Below are 18957 nucleotides of genomic sequence, written 5' to 3'. Positions count from 1 at the left end.
TGATGAATCTTTCATCACTTCATTCAGCCGGCAAGCCGATGGTGGGTCGTACGGCGAAGCGGGGCGCAATGCTTTTTTGCTTACTTTTGGAGCTTTGGCCAAAAGTAAGGCAAGCAATCTGTGATTGCGCGCAGATAAAAAAGAACGTTTTAAGTAGCGAGGGCAGAACTGAATTAAAAATTCATATTATGCCGAGTCACGACAAACAACGTTCACAGGAGCGAAGCGTATGTAAAACGACTAATGGAATTGAACACATAATTTAAACAAAACGAAATACTGATTCACATTATTCAATAGCTTACCTATTTTTCATATTTCCTTTTCCTGTACAAAATAACCGACCCCATTAATAATAAAATAAATAAAGCAGGAAAACCGATATTAAGAATGGCGTATTTATCACGGTTCTCATAAGCTGCTTTTTTATTTAATACATACAGTTTTTGTTGCTTGGCACGTAATTGCATCAGCCCGTTGTCACTTGTCAGCCAGTTCACGGCATTCACTATAAAATCCCTGTTGCCGAACTGCTGTTGCGAAACACGGTCGTATCCCATTGGCAACACCTGAGAGTTCTCGCCCTTGCCTTGTATATCATTTGTTATAATATCAGAAGACGATACGACAACCATTTTGGTATGGCTGCTACGGTTTATTGTCCTATGTTTTCCGGCTTTCACACTGTCAGGCACCGCCCGGTTCTGAAACACAGAAGTAAATTCTCCTTCGAGACTTACAGCCACAGGGATAAACTGCTGGTCGAAGTAACCCTGTTGATCCTGTATTCTCTCTACATCAAAGTCGATTACTTCCGGCACTTTTACCAGATGCGTATTTGCCGAGCTTGTCAACAATACATTTTTCAGGATATCAGGAGAGCTGTTTACAATGTCGATCGAACTGGCAAACCCTGCTTTTACATCCCTTATATTCTTCGTTATCGGGAAATCCTGAGACGGAATCAGCAATGGCTGAAAATAACTTGGAACCATAACAGCCGACTGCGTATTATCATCACTTATCAGGTAAGTAGATACGCACTGCCTGTCCTGAATCAGATCCGGATTGACGCGTATGCCATACGAAAACAGCATATCATCCAGATTGGTTTCATTCTTCATACTGGCAGAACGCCCCGTTGCTGCTAAATCCTGATGCGAATAGAAAGCGCCGTCTATAAGCCACAGGACTTTACCTCCGGACATTATATACTGGTCAAGGACATATTTCTCCGTTTCGCTATATTTCAATAATGGCCCCGCTATAATAACAGCGCTAAAGCCGCCTAATACGCTCACATCGTTTCCTATCTGTCCCCTGTTTACAAAATAATACTTCGCTAAAATATCCTCCGCGTCATATACATAAGCCTGCGGCACCTCGTTATGCCCTTCTATAAAAGCTATTTCCTTCGGTTCTTTTTGCCCTAAAAGACGGATCGCATCCGTAAATTCGAATTCAAGGCCTTCGATAGACGCGTTTATATTTTCCTCGGCTGTGTACCCCGCTATATTTTTCAACAGGGAAACAACCAATGTATCTTTTCCGCTCGTCAATTGGGCATACGGATAAATCATCTTACGGCTCGATTTCCCCTCCCTGTCCATTTCATTCAACACGATACCGGGCATTCCCCTGTCCGACATCGTACTATATATATCCGAAACAGCATCCCCTTCCTGATATGGGTTCACATATCTAATATTCAAACTGTTATCGGCATAGCGCGCATAGTCGTTCAATATATCATTTACCGCGTTCTGCAAACGCTGGAAGCCATAATTTAAATCTCCGGTCAGATAAATATCAACAGTTACAGGTTGTTCGTTACCTACACCTTCCAGTAAACTAATTGTATAATCACTCAATGTATAGCGCTTATCTGCCGTAAAATCAATACGGAAGTTTGGAATAAAATAAAAACAAATATTGAGAAGGATTATCAAACATAAAATTCTAAATAACTTCCGTACATTCCTGTCCAAAAAGAAAACGGAGAGAACCGTAAACAAAATGGAATAATTGGCTATTACCAATATATCTTTCAGTTGTATCACCCCCCTTTGCATCAGTTTGTAATGATAGGATAATCCTAATGAGGATATGACTGATTGTATTTTTCCTGAAAGGAAGAGTCCCGCGCACAGGTCAAAGCCATACAAGACAAAGAGGCTGAACGCAACCGATATGATAAGAGCTACGATTTGATTTCGGGAAACCACCGAGCCAAATAGCCCGGCAGATATCAAAACCAGAATTATCAATATCAGGGAAATATATGATGCGGCAATACTACTCAGGTCGATATTACCTACGGGGTTTGCCAATTGTGACAAAGAATATACATAAATAAGGGTGGGCAGCAATGTGGCCAATACGAATATGAATACAGCTGAGAACTTGCTCCAGTAAATACCAATCGCACTTACTGGCCTCGCTCTCAATATATCTAACGTCTTATTTTTTCTTTCCTCTGCAAAAGAGCGCATCGTGAGGGCTGGAACAAGGAATGCAAGCAAAACAGCGGATAGGTCGAAGAAATAAACCATGTCCGCATAGCCATTATCCACAAAGTTGTATTTCCCCGAAAAGAACCACAACAGCCCGCCCATAGCAAGGAGATAAGCCAATGAGAAAAATGCCCCGAAAGAGGAGCAAAAAACAGACCTAAGTTCTTTTAATACTAAAGCTTTCATATATCTTTGTATAATTAGAAGAGGATAGCACAATGGCTAAACAGAAGATAAAGATAGTTATTTTATTTATTCTGATAATCACAATCCTTATCGGAGTATGGCGGTTGTATAATATGCTGGAGCGAAACAAACAGTCGTTCACTACAAACATATATGATTACATATCGCCACAAGCGGTAAGTGTGATAAATATCAACAGGGAATATAATCTGGATAAACTGTATATATACGATCCGTCCCTAAAAAAACTGATAGAGATGCTTGGGGATAACCTGTCATTCCCGATTGTTATATCAGAATATAAGAATAAGGAAAGAATACTGATTGCAAAAGTAGGACAAGAAGAGGAATCGGAGATAAAAGATTTTCTGAATAAATATATCGCGCCACATTACCCGCCAAAAGAAAGGCAATACAAAAGCGCCGGAATATTATATTACACATTATCGGGAGACAGGTTTCTTGTCTGTACTTTCTATAAAGGTATTTTTGCTGTGAGCTACAATTACAAGCCGATTCGGGCATTCATCGATTCCGACCCAGAAAACACCTTTTTTTCTGACGAGCAGAATGAGGAACTAATAGCTAGAATAAGAAACAGTACCCCTATATGCATGTTTGCAAAACTGCAAAACAATATGCTGGCACTTGACTATCAAACACAAAACGATTCGATTATATTAGACGGATACATTCTGGACAATAATAAGGTTTTGAAGGACTCGATCAGTCCCGATTACGCCGTTTTACCCTATCTGATGCAACTACCGGATAGTATATGCATAGACAGTATCAGCGTGCAAAAAGAAAATAAACCTGTAAACGTTAAAATTTTCCTAAACAAAAAGCTCTGATTCTGTGTTTAAACTGATAAACAAGATATTTATTAAACAAACAAAATAAAATAATCATGTCCGTATTAAAAGAGTTAAAAGCGTTTATGATGCGTGGCAACGTAGTCGATATGGCTGTCGGTGTCATTGTAGGCGGAGCTTTCGGCAAAATAGTATCATCACTGGTGAGTGACGTAATCATGCCTCCTATTGGCGTAATATTAGGCGGAGTAAACTTCTCGGAACTGAAAATCGTTCTGAAACACGCTGTAGGAGATACTGCCGCGGTAACCATAAATTATGGTACATTCATACAAACTGTATTTGATTTTGTAATTATCGCTACAGCTATATTCTTTGCCGTAAAAGCTATTAACATGCTCCAAAAGAAAAAAGAAGAAGAACCTGCCGCTCCTCCGGCTCCAACGAATGAAGAAGTTCTTCTTACAGAAATCAGGGATTTATTAAAGGAACAAAATAAAAAATAATATCTTTGATAAATCAAACTTAACAAACTAATATTATGGTAAAGTATTTCTCAGTATTTTTTGTAACGATTGTGTTACTACTGGCAGGTTGCGGTAGTGTACCCGTCACAGGACGGAAGCAATTGAATCTGGTATCTAACCAGGAGGTTCTCACATTAAGCTTACAGCAATATAGCGATTTCATGAAATCAGCCCCTGTATCTACGGATAAAACCAATACCGCTCTGGTGCAAAGAGTGGGCAGGAATATTGCAAACGCGGTAGAAACATACCTGAAGAATAATGGTTACGCCGATGAGCTATCCTCCTATTCATGGGAATTTAACCTTGTAAAGAGCAACGATGTGAATGCATTCTGTATGCCGGGCGGCAAGATTGTAGTATATGAAGGCATATTGCCGTATACACAGAATGAGACAGGGCTGGCTGTTGTTTTAGGACACGAGGTTGCCCATGCGGTTGCCAAGCACGCGAATGAACGTATGAGCCAGCAAATGATGACAGAATATGGTACAGCTGCCATCGGCACAGCCTTGGGGGGAGCTTCTACCGGAGTACAACAGGCTGCGGCCGTTGCGTTGGGATTGGGTTCTCAGTATGGAATCCTGTTGCCTTACTCCCGTAAACAAGAACTTGAAGCTGATAAGCTGGGATTGATATTTATGGCAATGGCAGGCTATGATCCCGGTCAGGCTGCGGCATTCTGGACACGTATGTCTCAACAGGGAGGCAGTACTCCTGAATTTATGAGTACACACCCTTCGGATAATACGCGTATCCAACAGATACAAAGAGACTTGCCCGAAGCCCTCAAATACTATAAAGGTGGTAGCGGTACTACAAATTCAGGTTCAGCAAAGACTTCTAATAAATGGAGTTTCTGATAGGATAATGTAGAAATGAATAAGAGAAGGGGCTGGTAAAAACCAGTCCTTTCTTATTTAAACTTTCTATAGAAAGGATAATCGGCAATATCTAATAAAGGCTTGTCTCCGTTACTATCCCCGTATGCATACAGCCGGTATGATTCCCTGTCAGGATATAGTTCCAGCAAGCGTCTCACTTTCTCCTGCCCATAGCAGTTTTTCCCTACGAATTTTCCGGTAATAATACCATCAATTATTTCTATCCGCGTTCCTATTACGTTGTCTATCCCGGCAGATTCAGCCCACGGGGCTATCCAATTGGCAATGGAAGCGCTATCGATGATAACGGAATGCCCTTCTTGCTGATGATATTTAAGTTTTTCTATTGCTTCCGGCTTCAATATATTGCCTACCCTGTTCTTATAATCAGCACAGACTGCATTAAAATCTGTTTCGGATTTTCCGCTAAAAAAATAAGAGAACAACCTCTCTTTCGCTTTGTCATTTGTTATAAAACCAAGCTTAAAAAGGATCAGCATAGGCGATAACAAAAGTAAGCCTGCTATCAGACGGGGCATCCCCAGATAAAAGCCGATGAAATCAAACAATGTATCCCTATCTGTCAGCGTACCGTCAAAATCAAATACCGCGACAACCTTGGAAGATGAATCAGCCATCATTATTTATTTGAAAAAACTGGTTATAACAAAGAAAGATACCGCCCATAAGATCAGTACTATACGAATAAAGTTATCTTTGAGGAATATCTGGGTAGGATTTCCGCTTCGCTCTTCTACGAAGACAATCTGTAAATACCTGAACAGGCCGACAAATACAAAGAAGGACGTCAGATAAAGATTATCCCCGTTCCGTTCCGTAACTTCCGGCGATACCGTGTACATAATATATGCGACAATCATTATCGCGGCTACTATAACGATAGCTACATTCAGGAAGGGAGTATTATAGCCATCTACATTTTTCCGTACCTTGTCTCCTGTCTTTTCATATATGACCACATCATCGCGCCGCTTACCTAAAGCAAGGAATATAGCCAGCAGGAAGGTCATTACTACAATCCAGCGCGAAAGAGGTGTGTCTGTCACTACGCCGCCGACAAATATGCGGATAACAAACCCTACCGCGACAATACTGATATCGATAATAGGGATATGTTTCAGTTTCAGCGAGTAAAATATATTGAGGACGAAGTATGACAACAACAGTGCCAGCGCCACATAATTTTTCAAGATAAACAAATAAACCGAAACGCTGATTGCTAAGAGAATAAATATCAGGGATAGCGCTTCTTTACGGCTTACGGTGCCCAATGCCAAAGGCCTGTTACGCTTTTCGGGATGTAAGCGGTCAGCCTCAATGTCATTCCAGTCGTTGACGATATAGATAGAACTTGCTACAAAACAAAAACCGATAAAAGCCCATACATCTGCAATCAAAAGAGGTATCTGATTCATTTTGAATGCAAAGAACAAGGGCAGGAAGATAAAAAAATTCTTTACCCATTGATGAATTCGCATTAATTGCAGAAAGTATTTTATTTTACTCATCCTTTGTTTGTATTATAACACTAATGGAAATCAATTTGCCGGATATAACCGCTGCGCCAAATTAATAAATTCTGAAAGACGGTACAAATTATTAATCACTAATCCGACAAACAGGCATAAAATAAGCACTACAAATGCTTTTGCCGGAAAACCTTTCAGTTTTTTATATAACCACCCAAACAATAGTGGAACACAGTATATCCAGTGAGCACCGTATATAAAGGGCTGATCCATACCGAACTTCAAAAAACAATGGATAACAATATCCACCAAAACCAGTAAGAATATCATCTGCACAAAGGCATTCTTATAATTACTGATTAACGAAAACAGCATCAGTACCAACACAACGGTTGCATATAAATATTGCCACCAGAAGAGGTAATCACCTTCAATAATATACATCAGGCCTGTCCCCTGTGCCTCATAATTCATCATGTGAGAAAAAAAGACAGGAGCGCCGAAGAAATGGATAAAAAGCATACGGAAATAAGGAGTACCTGATAAAGACATATCTGTAAAAGATTCCCGATGTATAAAGATGGACTCAAAATAGTTCTTATTCAGAAATACCGCGCTGAAAATATGCACCACACACAATATAGCCAGAAAGATAAGGCTCAGCAATACAATCTTCTTCAACACAGACATTTTCTTCTCTTTGAAGAATAAAACGGGGGCGATCCCTTTTGCGACATTGGTAATAGTAATGCCACCCAGTATAAAGTCGGCCAGCACTATATTAGAGACGAAAGGCGGAGATTCCTTCTTTTTTATATAAGATGAATTATAATAAACATTGAATGCCAGGAATAAAGCCGACAATGTAAAACTCTCAGGCGTAAAACAAAGTATAAGGTTTGTAGAGAAAAAGGCAAAGAATAATGTCAACAGGTATGATACCGGTTTCTCGATATCCGCTATTTCCCTCAAGTACCTGTATACATATACGCAGGACATGCTTATCATAGAAGATGACAGCAGGACAAAGAACAATGTTTTTGCCTTAAATGTAATAAGGTAAGCCAATGCATTGCCTATCAGTACAAACGGATAGTAAAACACCATCAGCAACGGATGCCCGCTGATCTGGGTTCGTCCATGTTCAAGTATCAAAGGATTATCATACGAGAAGTAAATATCGGTCTCAATGGTCGTATTATCCACTATAGATGTACTAAAAACAATATAGACCGAATACAAGAAATAAAACAACAATAATATTACAAAAAGATATTTTTCTTCTTTCTTTTGTGGTAAAAGAGTTTTTAGAAAACATTTTATGTCATCAATAAGAGAGGTTATTTTTCCCATATTCTATTAATTCTGGCGATTTATAAATTCGCCTGCACATTACATTGGATTGTCAAGTTGTAAATAAAGCCCAAATTTACGTCATTAATTCCTAAATCACATAATCGATAAATAAAAATAAGTGATAAATAAGTACTAAGTTGAAATTAGTTTATATTATTCGCATTTATATTAATGCTTATAATCAGACATATACATTTAAAAATAATATAAACTAATTCGTGTTCTGTACTTAATCCTTATTACCTGTTTATGTGAATCAAGGGTTTAATGCAGTAGCTCAATAATGCAAATCAAGGACTAAATGTGCCGTTAGGTACGTCCTATTGGTAGAAACTCATTGTAAGTCGTTCATATCTACATGTTTCTTGTTTCTTATGGATTTGTTACTTTTCAGCCATTTTGTTGAACTGATTAACCAAATTCTGAAAAATCCCTAATTTTGTTAACATCAAGGTTATTTCTTTTTATATTTGTAAGAATATAGGATGCGCCTCGGATATCCTTATGGGAGCGATACTCCCAACAGATATCTTTCAGTTTTCACTATATTTGTACTTACGATTTTAACAATAGAATGAATCACATAAAACAACAGATTGACGCTCTTCGGGAAGAGTTGAACAAACATAATTACGACTATTACGTTCTGTCTGCACCCACTATTTCAGATTTTGAGTTTGATAAGAAGTTAAAGGAACTGGCTGATTTGGAGACCCGGTATCCGGAGTTTTTCGATCCCAATTCGCCGACCCAGCGTGTAGGTAGCGATATAAATAAATCATTTCGTCAGGTTCAGCATAAATACCCGATGTTGTCGTTAGCCAACACATATACCGAAGAGGAAGTGACAGATTTCTATAACCGTGTAAAAAAAGGGTTGAACGACGACTTCGAAATAGTATGTGAACTGAAGTATGACGGTACATCTATTTCGCTTACTTATGTAAATGGTGAACTCACTCAGGCTGTTACACGCGGCGATGGAGTGCAAGGCGATGATGTGACGGCAAATGTGCGCACCATACGCAGTATCCCTTTACGGTTGAGAGGTTCGGATTATCCTGCCGAATTTGAAATCCGGGGAGAGATACTGATGCCTTGGTCTGTTTTTGAATCGCTAAATAAGGAAAGGGAAGAACAGGAGGAAATGCTGTTTGCAAACCCTCGTAATGCAGGTTCGGGGACACTGAAACAACAAGACCCTAAAATTGTAGCATCAAGGAAACTCGATTCATATCTTTATTATCTTCTGGGAGAGGACCTGCCTACCGACGGGCATTACGAAAACCTGATGAAAGCTAAAGAATGGGGCTTTAAGATATCCGATGCCACAAAGAAATGCAAGACACTGGATGAAATATTCGCCTACATCCATTATTGGGATACGGAACGTAAGAATCTGCCTGTGGCAACCGATGGCATCGTGCTGAAAGTAAATTCGCTGACTCAGCAAAGGAATCTGGGATATACTTCCAAGTTTCCACGTTGGGCCATTGCCTTTAAGTTTCAGGCCGAAAAAGCTGTAACGACCCTTGAGTCTGTTTCGTATCAGGTTGGGCGCACAGGAGCAGTTACTCCGGTTGCAAACCTCAAGCCCGTTAAATTGTCGGGCACAACGGTAAAGCGTGCCTCCCTTTATAATGAAGATTATATCAATCAGCTAGACCTGCATATCAACGATCAGGTATATGTGGAAAAAGGAGGGGAAATAATACCTAAAATTACAGGCGTTGATACGACTAAGCGTGGTATGTTTGACGCGAAAGTCGATTTTATTAAGACATGCCCCGAATGTGGTACCCCTCTGGTAAAGGATGATGGCGAAGCGATATATTATTGCCCGAATGAAACGGGTTGCCCGCCCCAGATAAAAGGGCGTATAGAGCATTTCCTTACCCGTAAGGCTATGAATATAGCCGGAGGATCCGAAACGGTGGAGCATCTCTACAATGCCGGGTATATCCGTAATATAGCGGACTTATATACGCTTAATTGGCAAGACGTATCCAGACTGGAGCGTTGGGCCGAAAAGAGCGCTAAGAACCTTATAGACAGTATTCACGCTTCGGTTTCGGTTCCTTACGAAAGAGTCCTTTTCGCGTTGGGTATCCGCTATGTAGGCGAAACTGTCGCCAAAAAGCTGGCCTTAGCCTTTCCTTCCATCGATTTGCTTCAAAACGCATCTTTAGAAGAACTCGTTCAGGTAGACGAGATAGGAGACAGGATAGCCCGGAGTATTATAAAATATTTTGGAAATACCGCAAATTTGGATGTCATAGAAAAACTTCGTTCTTTTGGTATACAATTCGAACTGAGCGAATCTATTGTTGCGCAGCGCACCGAGAAACTGAAAGGCTTGTCGATAGTAATCAGCGGAACGTTCGAAAGACATTCCCGCGATGAGTATAAGAGCATGATAGAACAAAACGGAGGCAAGAACAGCGGTTCTATCTCTTCGAAAACGAACTATATTTTAGCCGGGGATAATATGGGGCCGGCTAAGTTGGAGAAGGCAAAAAGTCTTGGAGTGCCTATTATCGATGAAGATGGCTTTTTGAAAATGTTGGAATAATTTTTTGTATAAACCTAAATAATAAAGATCAACCATGGAGTTAAATTTATTAAAAGAAAAATTCAAATCACTGTACGGGACAGAAGGTACAATGTATACTTCGCCCGGACGTATTAACCTTATTGGAGAACACACCGACTATAATGGAGGTTTCGTATTGCCGGGAGCTATAGATAAAGCCATGTATTGCGTTATCAAGCCCAATGGTACACCAGACCGTATCAAGGCGTATGCGATGGATTTGTCTGAAATGGACGAATTCGGACTGGATGATATTCCAATCAAGCAGTGGGGAAAATACATATTTGGTGTATGCCACGAGATCATGAAGCTGGGTAAGCAGGTTCAGGGATTTGATTGCGTATTCGCAGGCGATGTGCCCCTTGGTGCGGGTATGTCTTCTTCCGCGGCTCTCGAAAGCTGTTTCGGGTTTGCTATCAACGATATGTACAACCTAGGACTGGATCGTTTCCAGTTGGCTAAAGTAGGACAGGCTACAGAGCACAACTATGTAGGCGTAAAATGTGGTATCATGGATCAGTTCGCATCTTGCTTCGGCAAAGAAGGGTCGTTGATCCGTCTCGATTGCCGTTCATTGGAATATAAATACATTCCGTTCAATCCGGAAGGTTACCGTCTGGTGTTGTTAAATACCTGTGTGGCTCACGAATTGGCATCTTCTGCTTATAACAAGCGTCGCGAATCATGTGAAAACGCGGCGTCATATATCCGTAAATACCATCCTGAAGTAGAATTGCTTCGTGACGCTACTATAGAGATGCTGAAAGAAGTAGCGAATGAGGTAAGCGCGGAAGACTATATGCGTGCCGAATTTGTAATTGAAGAAATTGCACGTATGGGCGAGGCCTGTGATGCATTGGAAAGAGGCGATTACGAAACTGTAGGTAAGAAAATGTATGAAACTCATATCGGTCTTAGCCGTAAATATGAGGTTAGCTGCGAAGAACTTGACTTCTTGAATGATGTTGCACGCCAATGCGGAGTTACAGGCTCACGTGTTATGGGTGGAGGTTTTGGCGGTTGTACGATCAACCTGGTGAAAAACGAACTTCATGACGATTTCATCAAACGTGCGACTGAAAGTTATGAACAAAAGTTCAGGATCAAACCTAAAGTATATGAAGTGGTGATTAGCGATGGCGCCAGAAAACTATAAAAAATGATCAAAAGCAGAATTTATTTTCTACTAACAGAGGACAGTATAACATATAATCCGTAATTTATAATTCATAACTCAATTACTATGTTTGATTTTTTAGTAAAATGGAAAATAGATTCTGCTTTTAAAAAAAATAGGAGAAACCATACTTTTCGTAACCTGGAAAGTATGGAAAGTATCCTTATCCTGTTTTCATACAGCGATTGGAAGGTAATAGAGTCCATCGGCAGAGAACTATCGTCCTACAGAAAAAAAGTGGTAATGTGGACTGTGCAGCCATCACAGAAAGCCGAGGGAGACAATACGATATTCCCAGCTAACGTAAGGATTATCCATCCGAAGGAAATATCCATGATACAAATTGTTTCATCATCGGTATTGAAGGAATTTGGAGCTCTAACATATGATACGTTGATAGACCTGACCACTACCGAAAACAAGGTGTTCGACTATCTGTTGGCTCGCAATTCATCGGAATGCTGTATCGGAATATCCAAAACAGAATATAATGCTTACGATTTCGTCATACTGAGAGAGGATGATATGGATTTGCCGGAAACATTCAATCAAATAAAAAATTACCTGAATAATGTGCGTTGAGGTATAAATTAATTCTTAATTTTGCACAAATAGAAAGATAGTAAATACAAGATAAGGTTTAATGTTACGCTTAGTAACTGTTTAAATTTTATTCGTTCAAATTTTTAGAGCTGTATTAGAGCTGCTTATTTACATACGCTTCGCTCCTGTGACCGTTGGTTCTTCCTCGAAACGATAATAGCGGGCTATTTACATACGCTTCGCTCCTGTGACCGTTGGTTGAGTTGAGAGAAAGGAAAAAACAGCCGAAAACAGACTAAAAGTGAACGAAGAAAAAGGTATAATAAAATATTCGTATAAAATTTAAATAGTTACTTACTCGTTATAGCTAACAATAAATGTTATACTTGGACTGTTAATAAACGGGTCTGCGACCTTATACTTTTCAAAAGAAAAGATAGACTTTATGCCTAGGATAAATCTCAAAGGAATGGGAGTTGCTCTGATAACTCCTTTTAAAGAAGATGATAGTGTTGATTATGATGCTTTGCTTCGCTTGATTGATTATCAGTTACAAAACGGGACTGATTATCTGGTCGTGCTGGGAACTACAGCGGAAACCCCTACGTTGACCGAAAGCGAAAAGAAGCAGGTAGTCGAATTGGTAGTAAGCAAAGTCAATGGGCAGATACCTGTTATTGTGGGCGAAGGTGGCAATAATACACGGGCTATCGTAGAAAAGTTAAAGAAGAATGATTATGAAGGTATAGACGGGATACTATCCGTTGTGCCATACTATAATAAACCTTCGCAGGAAGGTATCTACCAGCACTATAAAGCTATTTCGGAAGCTTCATCATTGCCGGTTATAGCATATAATGTGCCGGGGCGTACGGGGGTTAATATGACTGCCGATACTACATTGCGCATTGCGAATGAGCTACATAATGTTGTCGCTGTAAAGGAGGCTTCGGGCAATATGACGCAAATGGATGATATCATCAAACGTAAGCCGGAGCATTTCGATGTTATTTCGGGCGATGACGGCGTGACATTCCCTTTGATAACCCTTGGCGCTATAGGCGTCATATCTGTTATAGGCAACGCTTTCCCCAAAGAGTTTAGCCGTATGACACGTTTGGCTCTCGAAGGCGATTATGCCAGTGCCCTGACTATACACCACAGTTTCAATGAATTATTCAATCTGCTTTTTGTAGATGGCAATCCGGCCGGAGTAAAGTGTATGCTCAATATGATGGGATATATAGAGAATAAGTTACGCTTACCGCTAGTGCCCACCCGTATTACAACTTACGAGCAAATAAGAAATGTGCTTCTGGAGCTGAATATCAAGTGTTAAACCCTTACTATAAGAAATAAATAAAAATGACCTTATGGATATAAGGTCATTTTTGTTATATAATGGAGTGTAAATCAAACTAGTGTAACCTCTATCTCCCTCTCCCTTATCATATCAATAATGTGTGCAGGTGCATTCGTATCCGTTATAATCTGGTGTACCTTGTTCAGGTCGCAGATCTTACAGAACCCTCTTTTTCCGAATTTAGAAGAATCGGTCAATATGATGATCTTTTGGGCGGCGTCTATCATCTGTTGGTTTATTCTGGCCTCACTCATGTCGCTGGTGGTAAGGCCATAGTCCAGATCGATGCCGTCCACTCCCAGAAACAGTTTATTGCAAGAGAGGCTTTCCAGTATGTTTTCCGCATAGTGACCGATGACCGATACCGAGTTTTTTCTCATGCTGCCTCCCAGCTGTATGATTTCGATATTGGGATTATAGCATAGGCTCAGGGAAACTTTTACAGATGAGGTAATGACTGTTATGTTTTCATTCACATTTATTTCGTTAGCGAAAGCCAGCAATGTAGTACCCGAAGCTATTATTATTTTATCATTTGGTTCCAGAAGCCTGTTTGCTGCTTTTGCTATCTTCATTTTTTCGTCTATCTGCATCTTCTCTTTCACGTCTATATGCTTATCAGAGATGATAGAACTCAGGCTGCTGGCACTTCCATGATTACGATATAGCATTTTTTTGCTTTCAAGATATTTTAAATCCTTACGAATCGTAACTTCTGAGACTCCGAGTTTTTCACTGAGATCCTGTACCTTTACATATCCGTCATCTTTGAGCTGCTCCAGTATATATTTGTGTCGCTTTGCTATATTCCCCATACCATAAGTTAATTTGTAAGTTAGTAACAGATACAAAGATATAAAATATTTTATAAGTGTAAATAGTGAAAATAACATCTTTCGATTTTTATTTCGCTTTTCTATAAATGGCAATTTTACTCATCTTTACACTTCTGTTTGGTTTCGATATGCTTTTGAATAATTTCATATTTTAGTAAATTTCTTCGAATTACATAAAAAAAAGTTTCGATTTTGTTTGTTTATTTCAAACTCTTAATTAATTTTGTGAATATAAAAATATAAATACAATGAAACGAGATAAATATATACATCAGATAGCGGACAGATCTATAACATGGGATTTTGTTATCGTTGGTGGTGGCGCCACTGGGCTTGGTGCTGCCGTTGATGCTGCGTCCAGAGGTTTTAAAGTAGCCTTGCTGGAACAGGCGGATTTTACAAAAGCGACATCCAGCCGTAGTACAAAACTGGTACATGGAGGAGTTCGTTATTTGGCGCAGGGAGACGTTGGATTGGTTGTGGAGGCTCTCCGCGAAAGAGGTTTGATGAGGAAAAACGCGCCGCATCTGGTAAAAGACCAGCGTTTTATTATCGGGAATTACAAGTGGTGGGAAAGACCGTTTTATACAATAGGACTTACTGTGTATGATTTGCTGGCAGGCAAGAGAGGTTTGGGGCGTTCTTTGCCGATGAGTAAAAAGTCGGTGACGAATGAAATACCTCAGATAAGAACCGATAAATTGAGAGGCGGGGTTGTGTACCATGATGGTCAGTTTGACGATTCCCGCATGGGGATTAATCTGTTGCAAACTGCTGCTGAACAGGGAGCTTGCGTGGCTAACTACGTAAAAGTAACCGGATTGGTAAAGAGTGAGTCCGGAAAAGTTTCCGGAGTTAATGTTTATGATGAGATCGGAAAACAGGCATATACATTGAATGCAAAAGTTGTTATCAATGCTACAGGCATATTTGTAGACGATCTGATGAAGATGGATGCGCCCGAAAAAGATAATATCGTCCGTCCTAGCCAAGGTGTTCATCTTGTTGTTGATAAATCCTTTTTGGGAGGCGATACCGCTATTATGATACCTAAAACAAGTGACGGGCGTGTGATGTTTGGCGTGCCCTGGCACGATAAAGTGGTTTTGGGGACTACCGATACGCCTTTGAAAGAATTTGTATTGGAGCCGCATGCGTTGGAAGAAGAGATAGAATTTATATTGAAGACTGCCGGAGAATATTTAACGAAAAAACCGAAACGCGAAGACGTACTTTCTGTTTTTGCCGGATTGCGTCCACTTGCTGCGCCCAAAAAAGATTCGGACGGAAAAAAGACGAAGGAGATATCGCGTAGCCATAAAATCGTTATTTCCGATAGCGGGCTCATTACTATTACAGGCGGGAAATGGACTACATACCGCGATATGGCGGAGGATGTTGTGAATAAAGCCATTGAGATAGGGAATCTTCCTCGTAAGGAATGTGTAACCCGGGGGTTGCATATACATGGTTATAAAGAAAATGTAGACAGGACTAATTTCAACTATGTGTACGGAAGTGATATAGATAAGATAAACGAGCTTCAACGACAGCAGCCGGAACTTGCCAAAAAACTGCATCCGGGCTATGATTATACAGCGGCAGAAGTCGTATGGGCGGTACGTGAAGAGATGGCTCTGACCGTAGAGGATGTGTTAGCCCGAAGGTTTAGGGCTTTATTTCTCGATGCCCGCGCTGCCATAGATATGGCGCCGGAGGTAGCTTCTGTCATGGCGAAGGAAATGGGAATGGATACCGTCTGGGAGGAAGCTCAGGTCTCTGAATTTATTGAATTGGCACAGCACTATTTATTAGTACCCTATAAGCAAAAATAAATAATGGGAATCAAGGGTTAAATGTGCCGTTAGGCACATCATATTGGTAGAAGCATGAATGAAATTCGTTTTTTGTGCCGTCAGGTACAAAATGTGAATTGTTCTGTAGATATTGCGTACCTGACGGCACGCAATTAACCGGTTAAAGCTTCTTTCTACCAACATTCAGTCCCTAAAGGGACAAAAAATAGCACATTTGACCCTTGATTCGCATAAATAATACTCATATATTTTGTTACAACCTAAAATAATATCAGGAAAATGGAAAAGTACATTTTATCATTCGATGCTGGTACTACCAGTTCGAGGGCAATTGTCTTCGACCACAAAGGAGAGATACGCTCTGTTGCACAAAAAGAATTTACCCAGTTTTTCCCTCAGAGCGGATGGGTAGAGCACGATCCGCATGAAATATGGTCATCTCAGGCAGCTGTAGCAGCCGAGGCTATTACAAAGATCGGGATAAATGGGGCCAATATTGCCGCTATTGGTATTACTAATCAGCGTGAAACTACTATCGTATGGGATCGGGAAACCGGCGAACCTGTATACAATGCTATCGTGTGGCAGGACAGAAGGACTTCCGAATATTGCGATAGCCTGAAAAATGAAGGACTTTTGCCTTATATAAAGGAAAAAACAGGTTTGATCGTTGATGCTTATTTTAGTGCGACAAAGGTAAAATGGATTCTTGATAATGTAGAAGGAGCCAGGGAAAAAGCAGAAAGGGGAGAATTGGCTTTTGGTACCGTAGATGCTTGGATTGTGTGGCAGCTGACAAGGGGCGAAGTGCATGCTACAGATGTGTCGAACGCTTCTCGTACGATGTTGTATAATATCCATACACTGGGGTGGGACGAGGACTTGCTCAAGTTGTTTAATATCCCGATGAGTATGATGCCTAAGGTGTGTGCGTCAAGCGAAATCTATGGACATACCAAAACTACCATCTTTGCGTCCAAGGTGCCGATTGCCGGTATAGCCGGAGACCAGCAGGCTGCCTTGTTCGGGCAGATGTGCGTTGACCCGGGGATGGTGAAAAATACGTACGGAACAGGGTGTTTTATCCTGATGAATACCGGAGATAAACCTGTGGTATCAAAGAATAACCTTGTAACCACAATAGCATGGCAGGTAAATGGTAAAACCAGTTATGCGCTGGAGGGAAGCATTTTTGTAGGAGGTGCCATCGTGCAATGGCTGAGGGATGGTCTGGGAATAATTAATTCTTCATCCGAGGTTGAGGAGTTGGCAACCCGTGTGCCAGACAGCGGAGATGTATATTTTGTGCCTGCGTTGACGGGGCTGGGCGCTCCGTATTGGGATCAGTATGCGCGTGGTGCCATAGTTGGTATCTCCCGCGGAACTACCGCTGCCCATATCGCCCGCGCGGCTCTCGAAGGTATCGCTTATCAGACAATGGATGTGATTAACGCCATGATACTGGATGCCGGAGTTGGCCTCAAAGAGTTGAGGGTAGACGGAGGTGCTGCTAAGAATGATTTGCTGATGCAATTCCAGGCAAATGTATTGGGGCAGACAGTTATCCGTCCGCAAACGACAGAAACCACAGCTTTGGGTGCTGCTTACCTTGCAGGTTTGGCTGTAGGCTTCTGGGAAAATATCGAAGAGGTAAAAAAACAATGGCACATAGAGTCGAAATTTGAAGCCGATCCTAAAATAGATATGCATCTGGCTAAGAAAAAATGGTCGGAAGCTGTATACCGTTCCCAGTCGTGGGTAAAATAAAAGAAAACACACAGAACGAATTAACACGTAGAACTAAATTAACCTATTTAATATTTTAACACCATGGGCAAAGACATATTATTTGAATTTATAGGCACTGCCATACTTATTCTTTTTGGAGCTGGAGTATGCGCGAATGTTTCATTGAAAAAAACCTTAGGAAATAGTTCGGGTTGGGTTGTAATATCATTTGGCTGGGGGTTCGCCGTATTTGTTGCAGCTTTTATATCCGCGCCTTTTTCGGGTGCTCATCTGAATCCTGCCGTTACTATAGGCTTGGCTATAGCCGGAAGTTTCAAGGGAAGTATCATCGGTTATATAATTGCTCAAATGCTGGGTGCTATTTTGGGTGCTTGCCTGGTATACACGATGTACAAACCTCACTTCGATGCCGAAGAGAATCCCGACGCTAAATTAGGTGTGTTCTGTACCGGTCCGGCTATTAAAAACTGGGTTGCCAATTTCCTGAGTGAGGTTATCGGGACATTTGCTCTTGTCTTCGGTATTATTTATGCGGCCGGAGCCCAGATTGCAGGTCCTCTGCCTGTTGCTATACTGATTGTCGCTATAGGTATGTCCTTAGGGGGAACTACCGGATATGCTATCAACCCGGCACGCGATTTAGGTCCTCGGATCGCGCACGCGATATTGCCTATCAAAGGTAAGCGTGATAGCAATTGGGGATACTCTTGGCTTCCTGTGGTAGCTCCTGTCTGCGGAGGATCGTTAGCTGCCCTTTTATATCTGGTTTTGAATACCTAAAACAAAGAGCCTGTTTAAATTTTAGCGAAAATTTTTATTACAGGTTCGGGTCAATAGTTCTTAGCAATTTTTTTATGCTCTTTTTAGCGTCTTCTCCCATTTTTACTCTTGATTTAGCCCGCTAAACCGACGAGCAAAAATGATAAAATCCATCTAAAAGTAGCTATAAAAAAGATTTGCTATAAAATTTAAACAGACTAAAAATGAACGAAGAAAAAGGTATAATAAAATATTCCACAGTACATGACAAAAATTATTCAAACACGATTTGGAGACGATGTAGGGGCAGTGGCTTGTCCCTGCCCGCTTGTCATCGTTTACGGGCACC

The 18957-nt window shown here is 40.7% G+C and carries 15 protein-coding genes; 10 read left to right on the top strand and 5 right to left on the bottom strand.

Going from position 1 to position 18957, the window contains the following annotated elements; translation table 11 throughout:
• Positions 1-305 precede the first annotated feature (305 nt).
• Positions 306-2699: a gliding motility-associated ABC transporter substrate-binding protein GldG gene (gldG, locus tag D0T84_RS17925; RefSeq protein ID WP_163309231.1), complete on the bottom strand. Its 2394-nt coding sequence runs from the start codon at positions 2697-2699 to the stop codon at positions 306-308.
• 32 nt (positions 2700-2731) lie between these two features.
• Here gldG and D0T84_RS17920 point away from each other — a divergent pair, with 32 nt between their 5' ends.
• Genes D0T84_RS17920 through D0T84_RS17910 form a run of 3 tightly spaced genes read left to right on the top strand, consistent with a single transcriptional unit; the run spans position 2732 to position 4904 of the window.
• Entirely contained in the window at positions 2732-3553 is an 822-nt protein-coding gene (locus D0T84_RS17920; protein WP_163309230.1) for a hypothetical protein, read from the top strand.
• A gap of 56 nt (positions 3554-3609) precedes the next feature.
• Positions 3610-4020: a large-conductance mechanosensitive channel protein MscL gene (mscL, locus tag D0T84_RS17915; RefSeq protein ID WP_163309229.1), complete on the top strand. Its 411-nt coding sequence runs from the start codon at positions 3610-3612 to the stop codon at positions 4018-4020.
• A 35-nt stretch (positions 4021-4055) separates the two neighbouring features.
• Positions 4056-4904: a M48 family metallopeptidase gene (locus D0T84_RS17910; RefSeq protein WP_163309228.1), complete on the top strand. Its 849-nt coding sequence runs from the start codon at positions 4056-4058 to the stop codon at positions 4902-4904.
• 53 nt (positions 4905-4957) lie between these two features.
• On the opposite strand, the gene D0T84_RS17905 is transcribed toward D0T84_RS17910, so the two are convergent.
• Genes D0T84_RS17905 through D0T84_RS17895 form a run of 3 tightly spaced genes read right to left on the bottom strand, consistent with a single transcriptional unit; the run spans position 4958 to position 7768 of the window.
• On the bottom strand, positions 4958-5566 hold the full coding sequence (locus D0T84_RS17905; protein WP_255495462.1) for an HAD-IB family hydrolase: 609 nt from the start codon (positions 5564-5566) through the stop codon (positions 4958-4960).
• Positions 5567-5569: 3 nt separating this feature from the next.
• Complete coding sequence (locus tag D0T84_RS17900) at positions 5570-6454, bottom strand: UbiA prenyltransferase family protein (protein ID WP_163309227.1); 885 nt, start codon at positions 6452-6454, stop codon at positions 5570-5572.
• 30 nt (positions 6455-6484) lie between these two features.
• Positions 6485-7768, bottom strand: a complete 1284-nt coding sequence (locus D0T84_RS17895; protein WP_163309226.1) for a DUF6080 domain-containing protein — start codon at positions 7766-7768, stop codon at positions 6485-6487.
• Between the two features lie 577 nt (positions 7769-8345).
• Here D0T84_RS17895 and ligA point away from each other — a divergent pair.
• From ligA to dapA, 4 genes are all read left to right on the top strand, one after another.
• The gene (ligA, locus tag D0T84_RS17890) at positions 8346-10343 is read left to right on the top strand and encodes an NAD-dependent DNA ligase LigA (protein ID WP_163309225.1); all 1998 of its coding nucleotides are present in this window, start codon (positions 8346-8348) and stop codon (positions 10341-10343) included.
• Positions 10344-10377: 34 nt separating this feature from the next.
• Positions 10378-11520: a galactokinase gene (gene galK, locus D0T84_RS17885; RefSeq protein WP_163309224.1), complete on the top strand. Its 1143-nt coding sequence runs from the start codon at positions 10378-10380 to the stop codon at positions 11518-11520.
• 87 nt (positions 11521-11607) lie between these two features.
• The gene (locus D0T84_RS17880; RefSeq protein WP_163309223.1) at positions 11608-12123 is read left to right on the top strand and encodes a hypothetical protein; all 516 of its coding nucleotides are present in this window, start codon (positions 11608-11610) and stop codon (positions 12121-12123) included.
• Positions 12124-12529: 406 nt separating this feature from the next.
• On the top strand, positions 12530-13423 hold the full coding sequence (dapA, locus tag D0T84_RS17875) for a 4-hydroxy-tetrahydrodipicolinate synthase (protein WP_163309222.1): 894 nt from the start codon (positions 12530-12532) through the stop codon (positions 13421-13423).
• 74 nt (positions 13424-13497) lie between these two features.
• On the opposite strand, the gene D0T84_RS17870 is transcribed toward dapA, so the two are convergent.
• Complete coding sequence (locus D0T84_RS17870) at positions 13498-14262, bottom strand: DeoR/GlpR family DNA-binding transcription regulator (RefSeq protein ID WP_163309221.1); 765 nt, start codon at positions 14260-14262, stop codon at positions 13498-13500.
• 269 nt (positions 14263-14531) lie between these two features.
• On the opposite strand from D0T84_RS17870, the gene D0T84_RS17865 reads away from it, so the two are divergent.
• The 3 genes from D0T84_RS17865 (at position 14532) to D0T84_RS17855 (ending at position 18629) form a co-directional block, all read left to right on the top strand.
• A complete protein-coding gene (locus D0T84_RS17865; protein ID WP_163309220.1) occupies positions 14532-16118 on the top strand; it encodes a glycerol-3-phosphate dehydrogenase/oxidase in 1587 nt (528 codons plus the stop codon).
• Between the two features lie 261 nt (positions 16119-16379).
• Positions 16380-17867, top strand: a complete 1488-nt coding sequence (glpK, locus tag D0T84_RS17860; protein WP_163309219.1) for a glycerol kinase GlpK — start codon at positions 16380-16382, stop codon at positions 17865-17867.
• 63 nt (positions 17868-17930) lie between these two features.
• Positions 17931-18629, top strand: coding sequence for an MIP/aquaporin family protein (locus D0T84_RS17855; RefSeq protein ID WP_163309218.1), 699 nt, complete (start codon positions 17931-17933; stop codon positions 18627-18629).
• Positions 18630-18957 lie beyond the last annotated feature (328 nt).

Source organism: Dysgonomonas sp. 521 (assembly GCF_010501055.1).
GTDB lineage: Bacteria > Bacteroidota > Bacteroidia > Bacteroidales > Dysgonomonadaceae > Dysgonomonas.
Note: the sequence above shows the minus strand (reverse complement) of the source record. Positions and strands in the feature narration are given on the sequence as shown.

Coding starts and splice junctions, on each gene's coding strand:
- galK (WP_163309224.1), top strand. CDS start 10,378: ATGGAGTTAAATTTATTAAAAGAAAAATTCAAATCACTGTACGGGACA.
- D0T84_RS17895 (WP_163309226.1), bottom strand. CDS start 7,768: ATGGGAAAAATAACCTCTCTTATTGATGACATAAAATGTTTTCTAAAA.
- D0T84_RS17870 (WP_163309221.1), bottom strand. CDS start 14,262: ATGGGGAATATAGCAAAGCGACACAAATATATACTGGAGCAGCTCAAA.
- gldG (WP_163309231.1), bottom strand. CDS start 2,699: ATGAAAGCTTTAGTATTAAAAGAACTTAGGTCTGTTTTTTGCTCCTCT.
- D0T84_RS17920 (WP_163309230.1), top strand. CDS start 2,732: ATGGCTAAACAGAAGATAAAGATAGTTATTTTATTTATTCTGATAATC.
- ligA (WP_163309225.1), top strand. CDS start 8,346: ATGAATCACATAAAACAACAGATTGACGCTCTTCGGGAAGAGTTGAAC.
- mscL (WP_163309229.1), top strand. CDS start 3,610: ATGTCCGTATTAAAAGAGTTAAAAGCGTTTATGATGCGTGGCAACGTA.
- dapA (WP_163309222.1), top strand. CDS start 12,530: ATGCCTAGGATAAATCTCAAAGGAATGGGAGTTGCTCTGATAACTCCT.
- glpK (WP_163309219.1), top strand. CDS start 16,380: ATGGAAAAGTACATTTTATCATTCGATGCTGGTACTACCAGTTCGAGG.
- D0T84_RS17880 (WP_163309223.1), top strand. CDS start 11,608: ATGTTTGATTTTTTAGTAAAATGGAAAATAGATTCTGCTTTTAAAAAA.
- D0T84_RS17855 (WP_163309218.1), top strand. CDS start 17,931: ATGGGCAAAGACATATTATTTGAATTTATAGGCACTGCCATACTTATT.
- D0T84_RS17910 (WP_163309228.1), top strand. CDS start 4,056: ATGGTAAAGTATTTCTCAGTATTTTTTGTAACGATTGTGTTACTACTG.
- D0T84_RS17865 (WP_163309220.1), top strand. CDS start 14,532: ATGAAACGAGATAAATATATACATCAGATAGCGGACAGATCTATAACA.
- D0T84_RS17900 (WP_163309227.1), bottom strand. CDS start 6,454: ATGAGTAAAATAAAATACTTTCTGCAATTAATGCGAATTCATCAATGG.
- D0T84_RS17905 (WP_255495462.1), bottom strand. CDS start 5,566: ATGATGGCTGATTCATCTTCCAAGGTTGTCGCGGTATTTGATTTTGAC.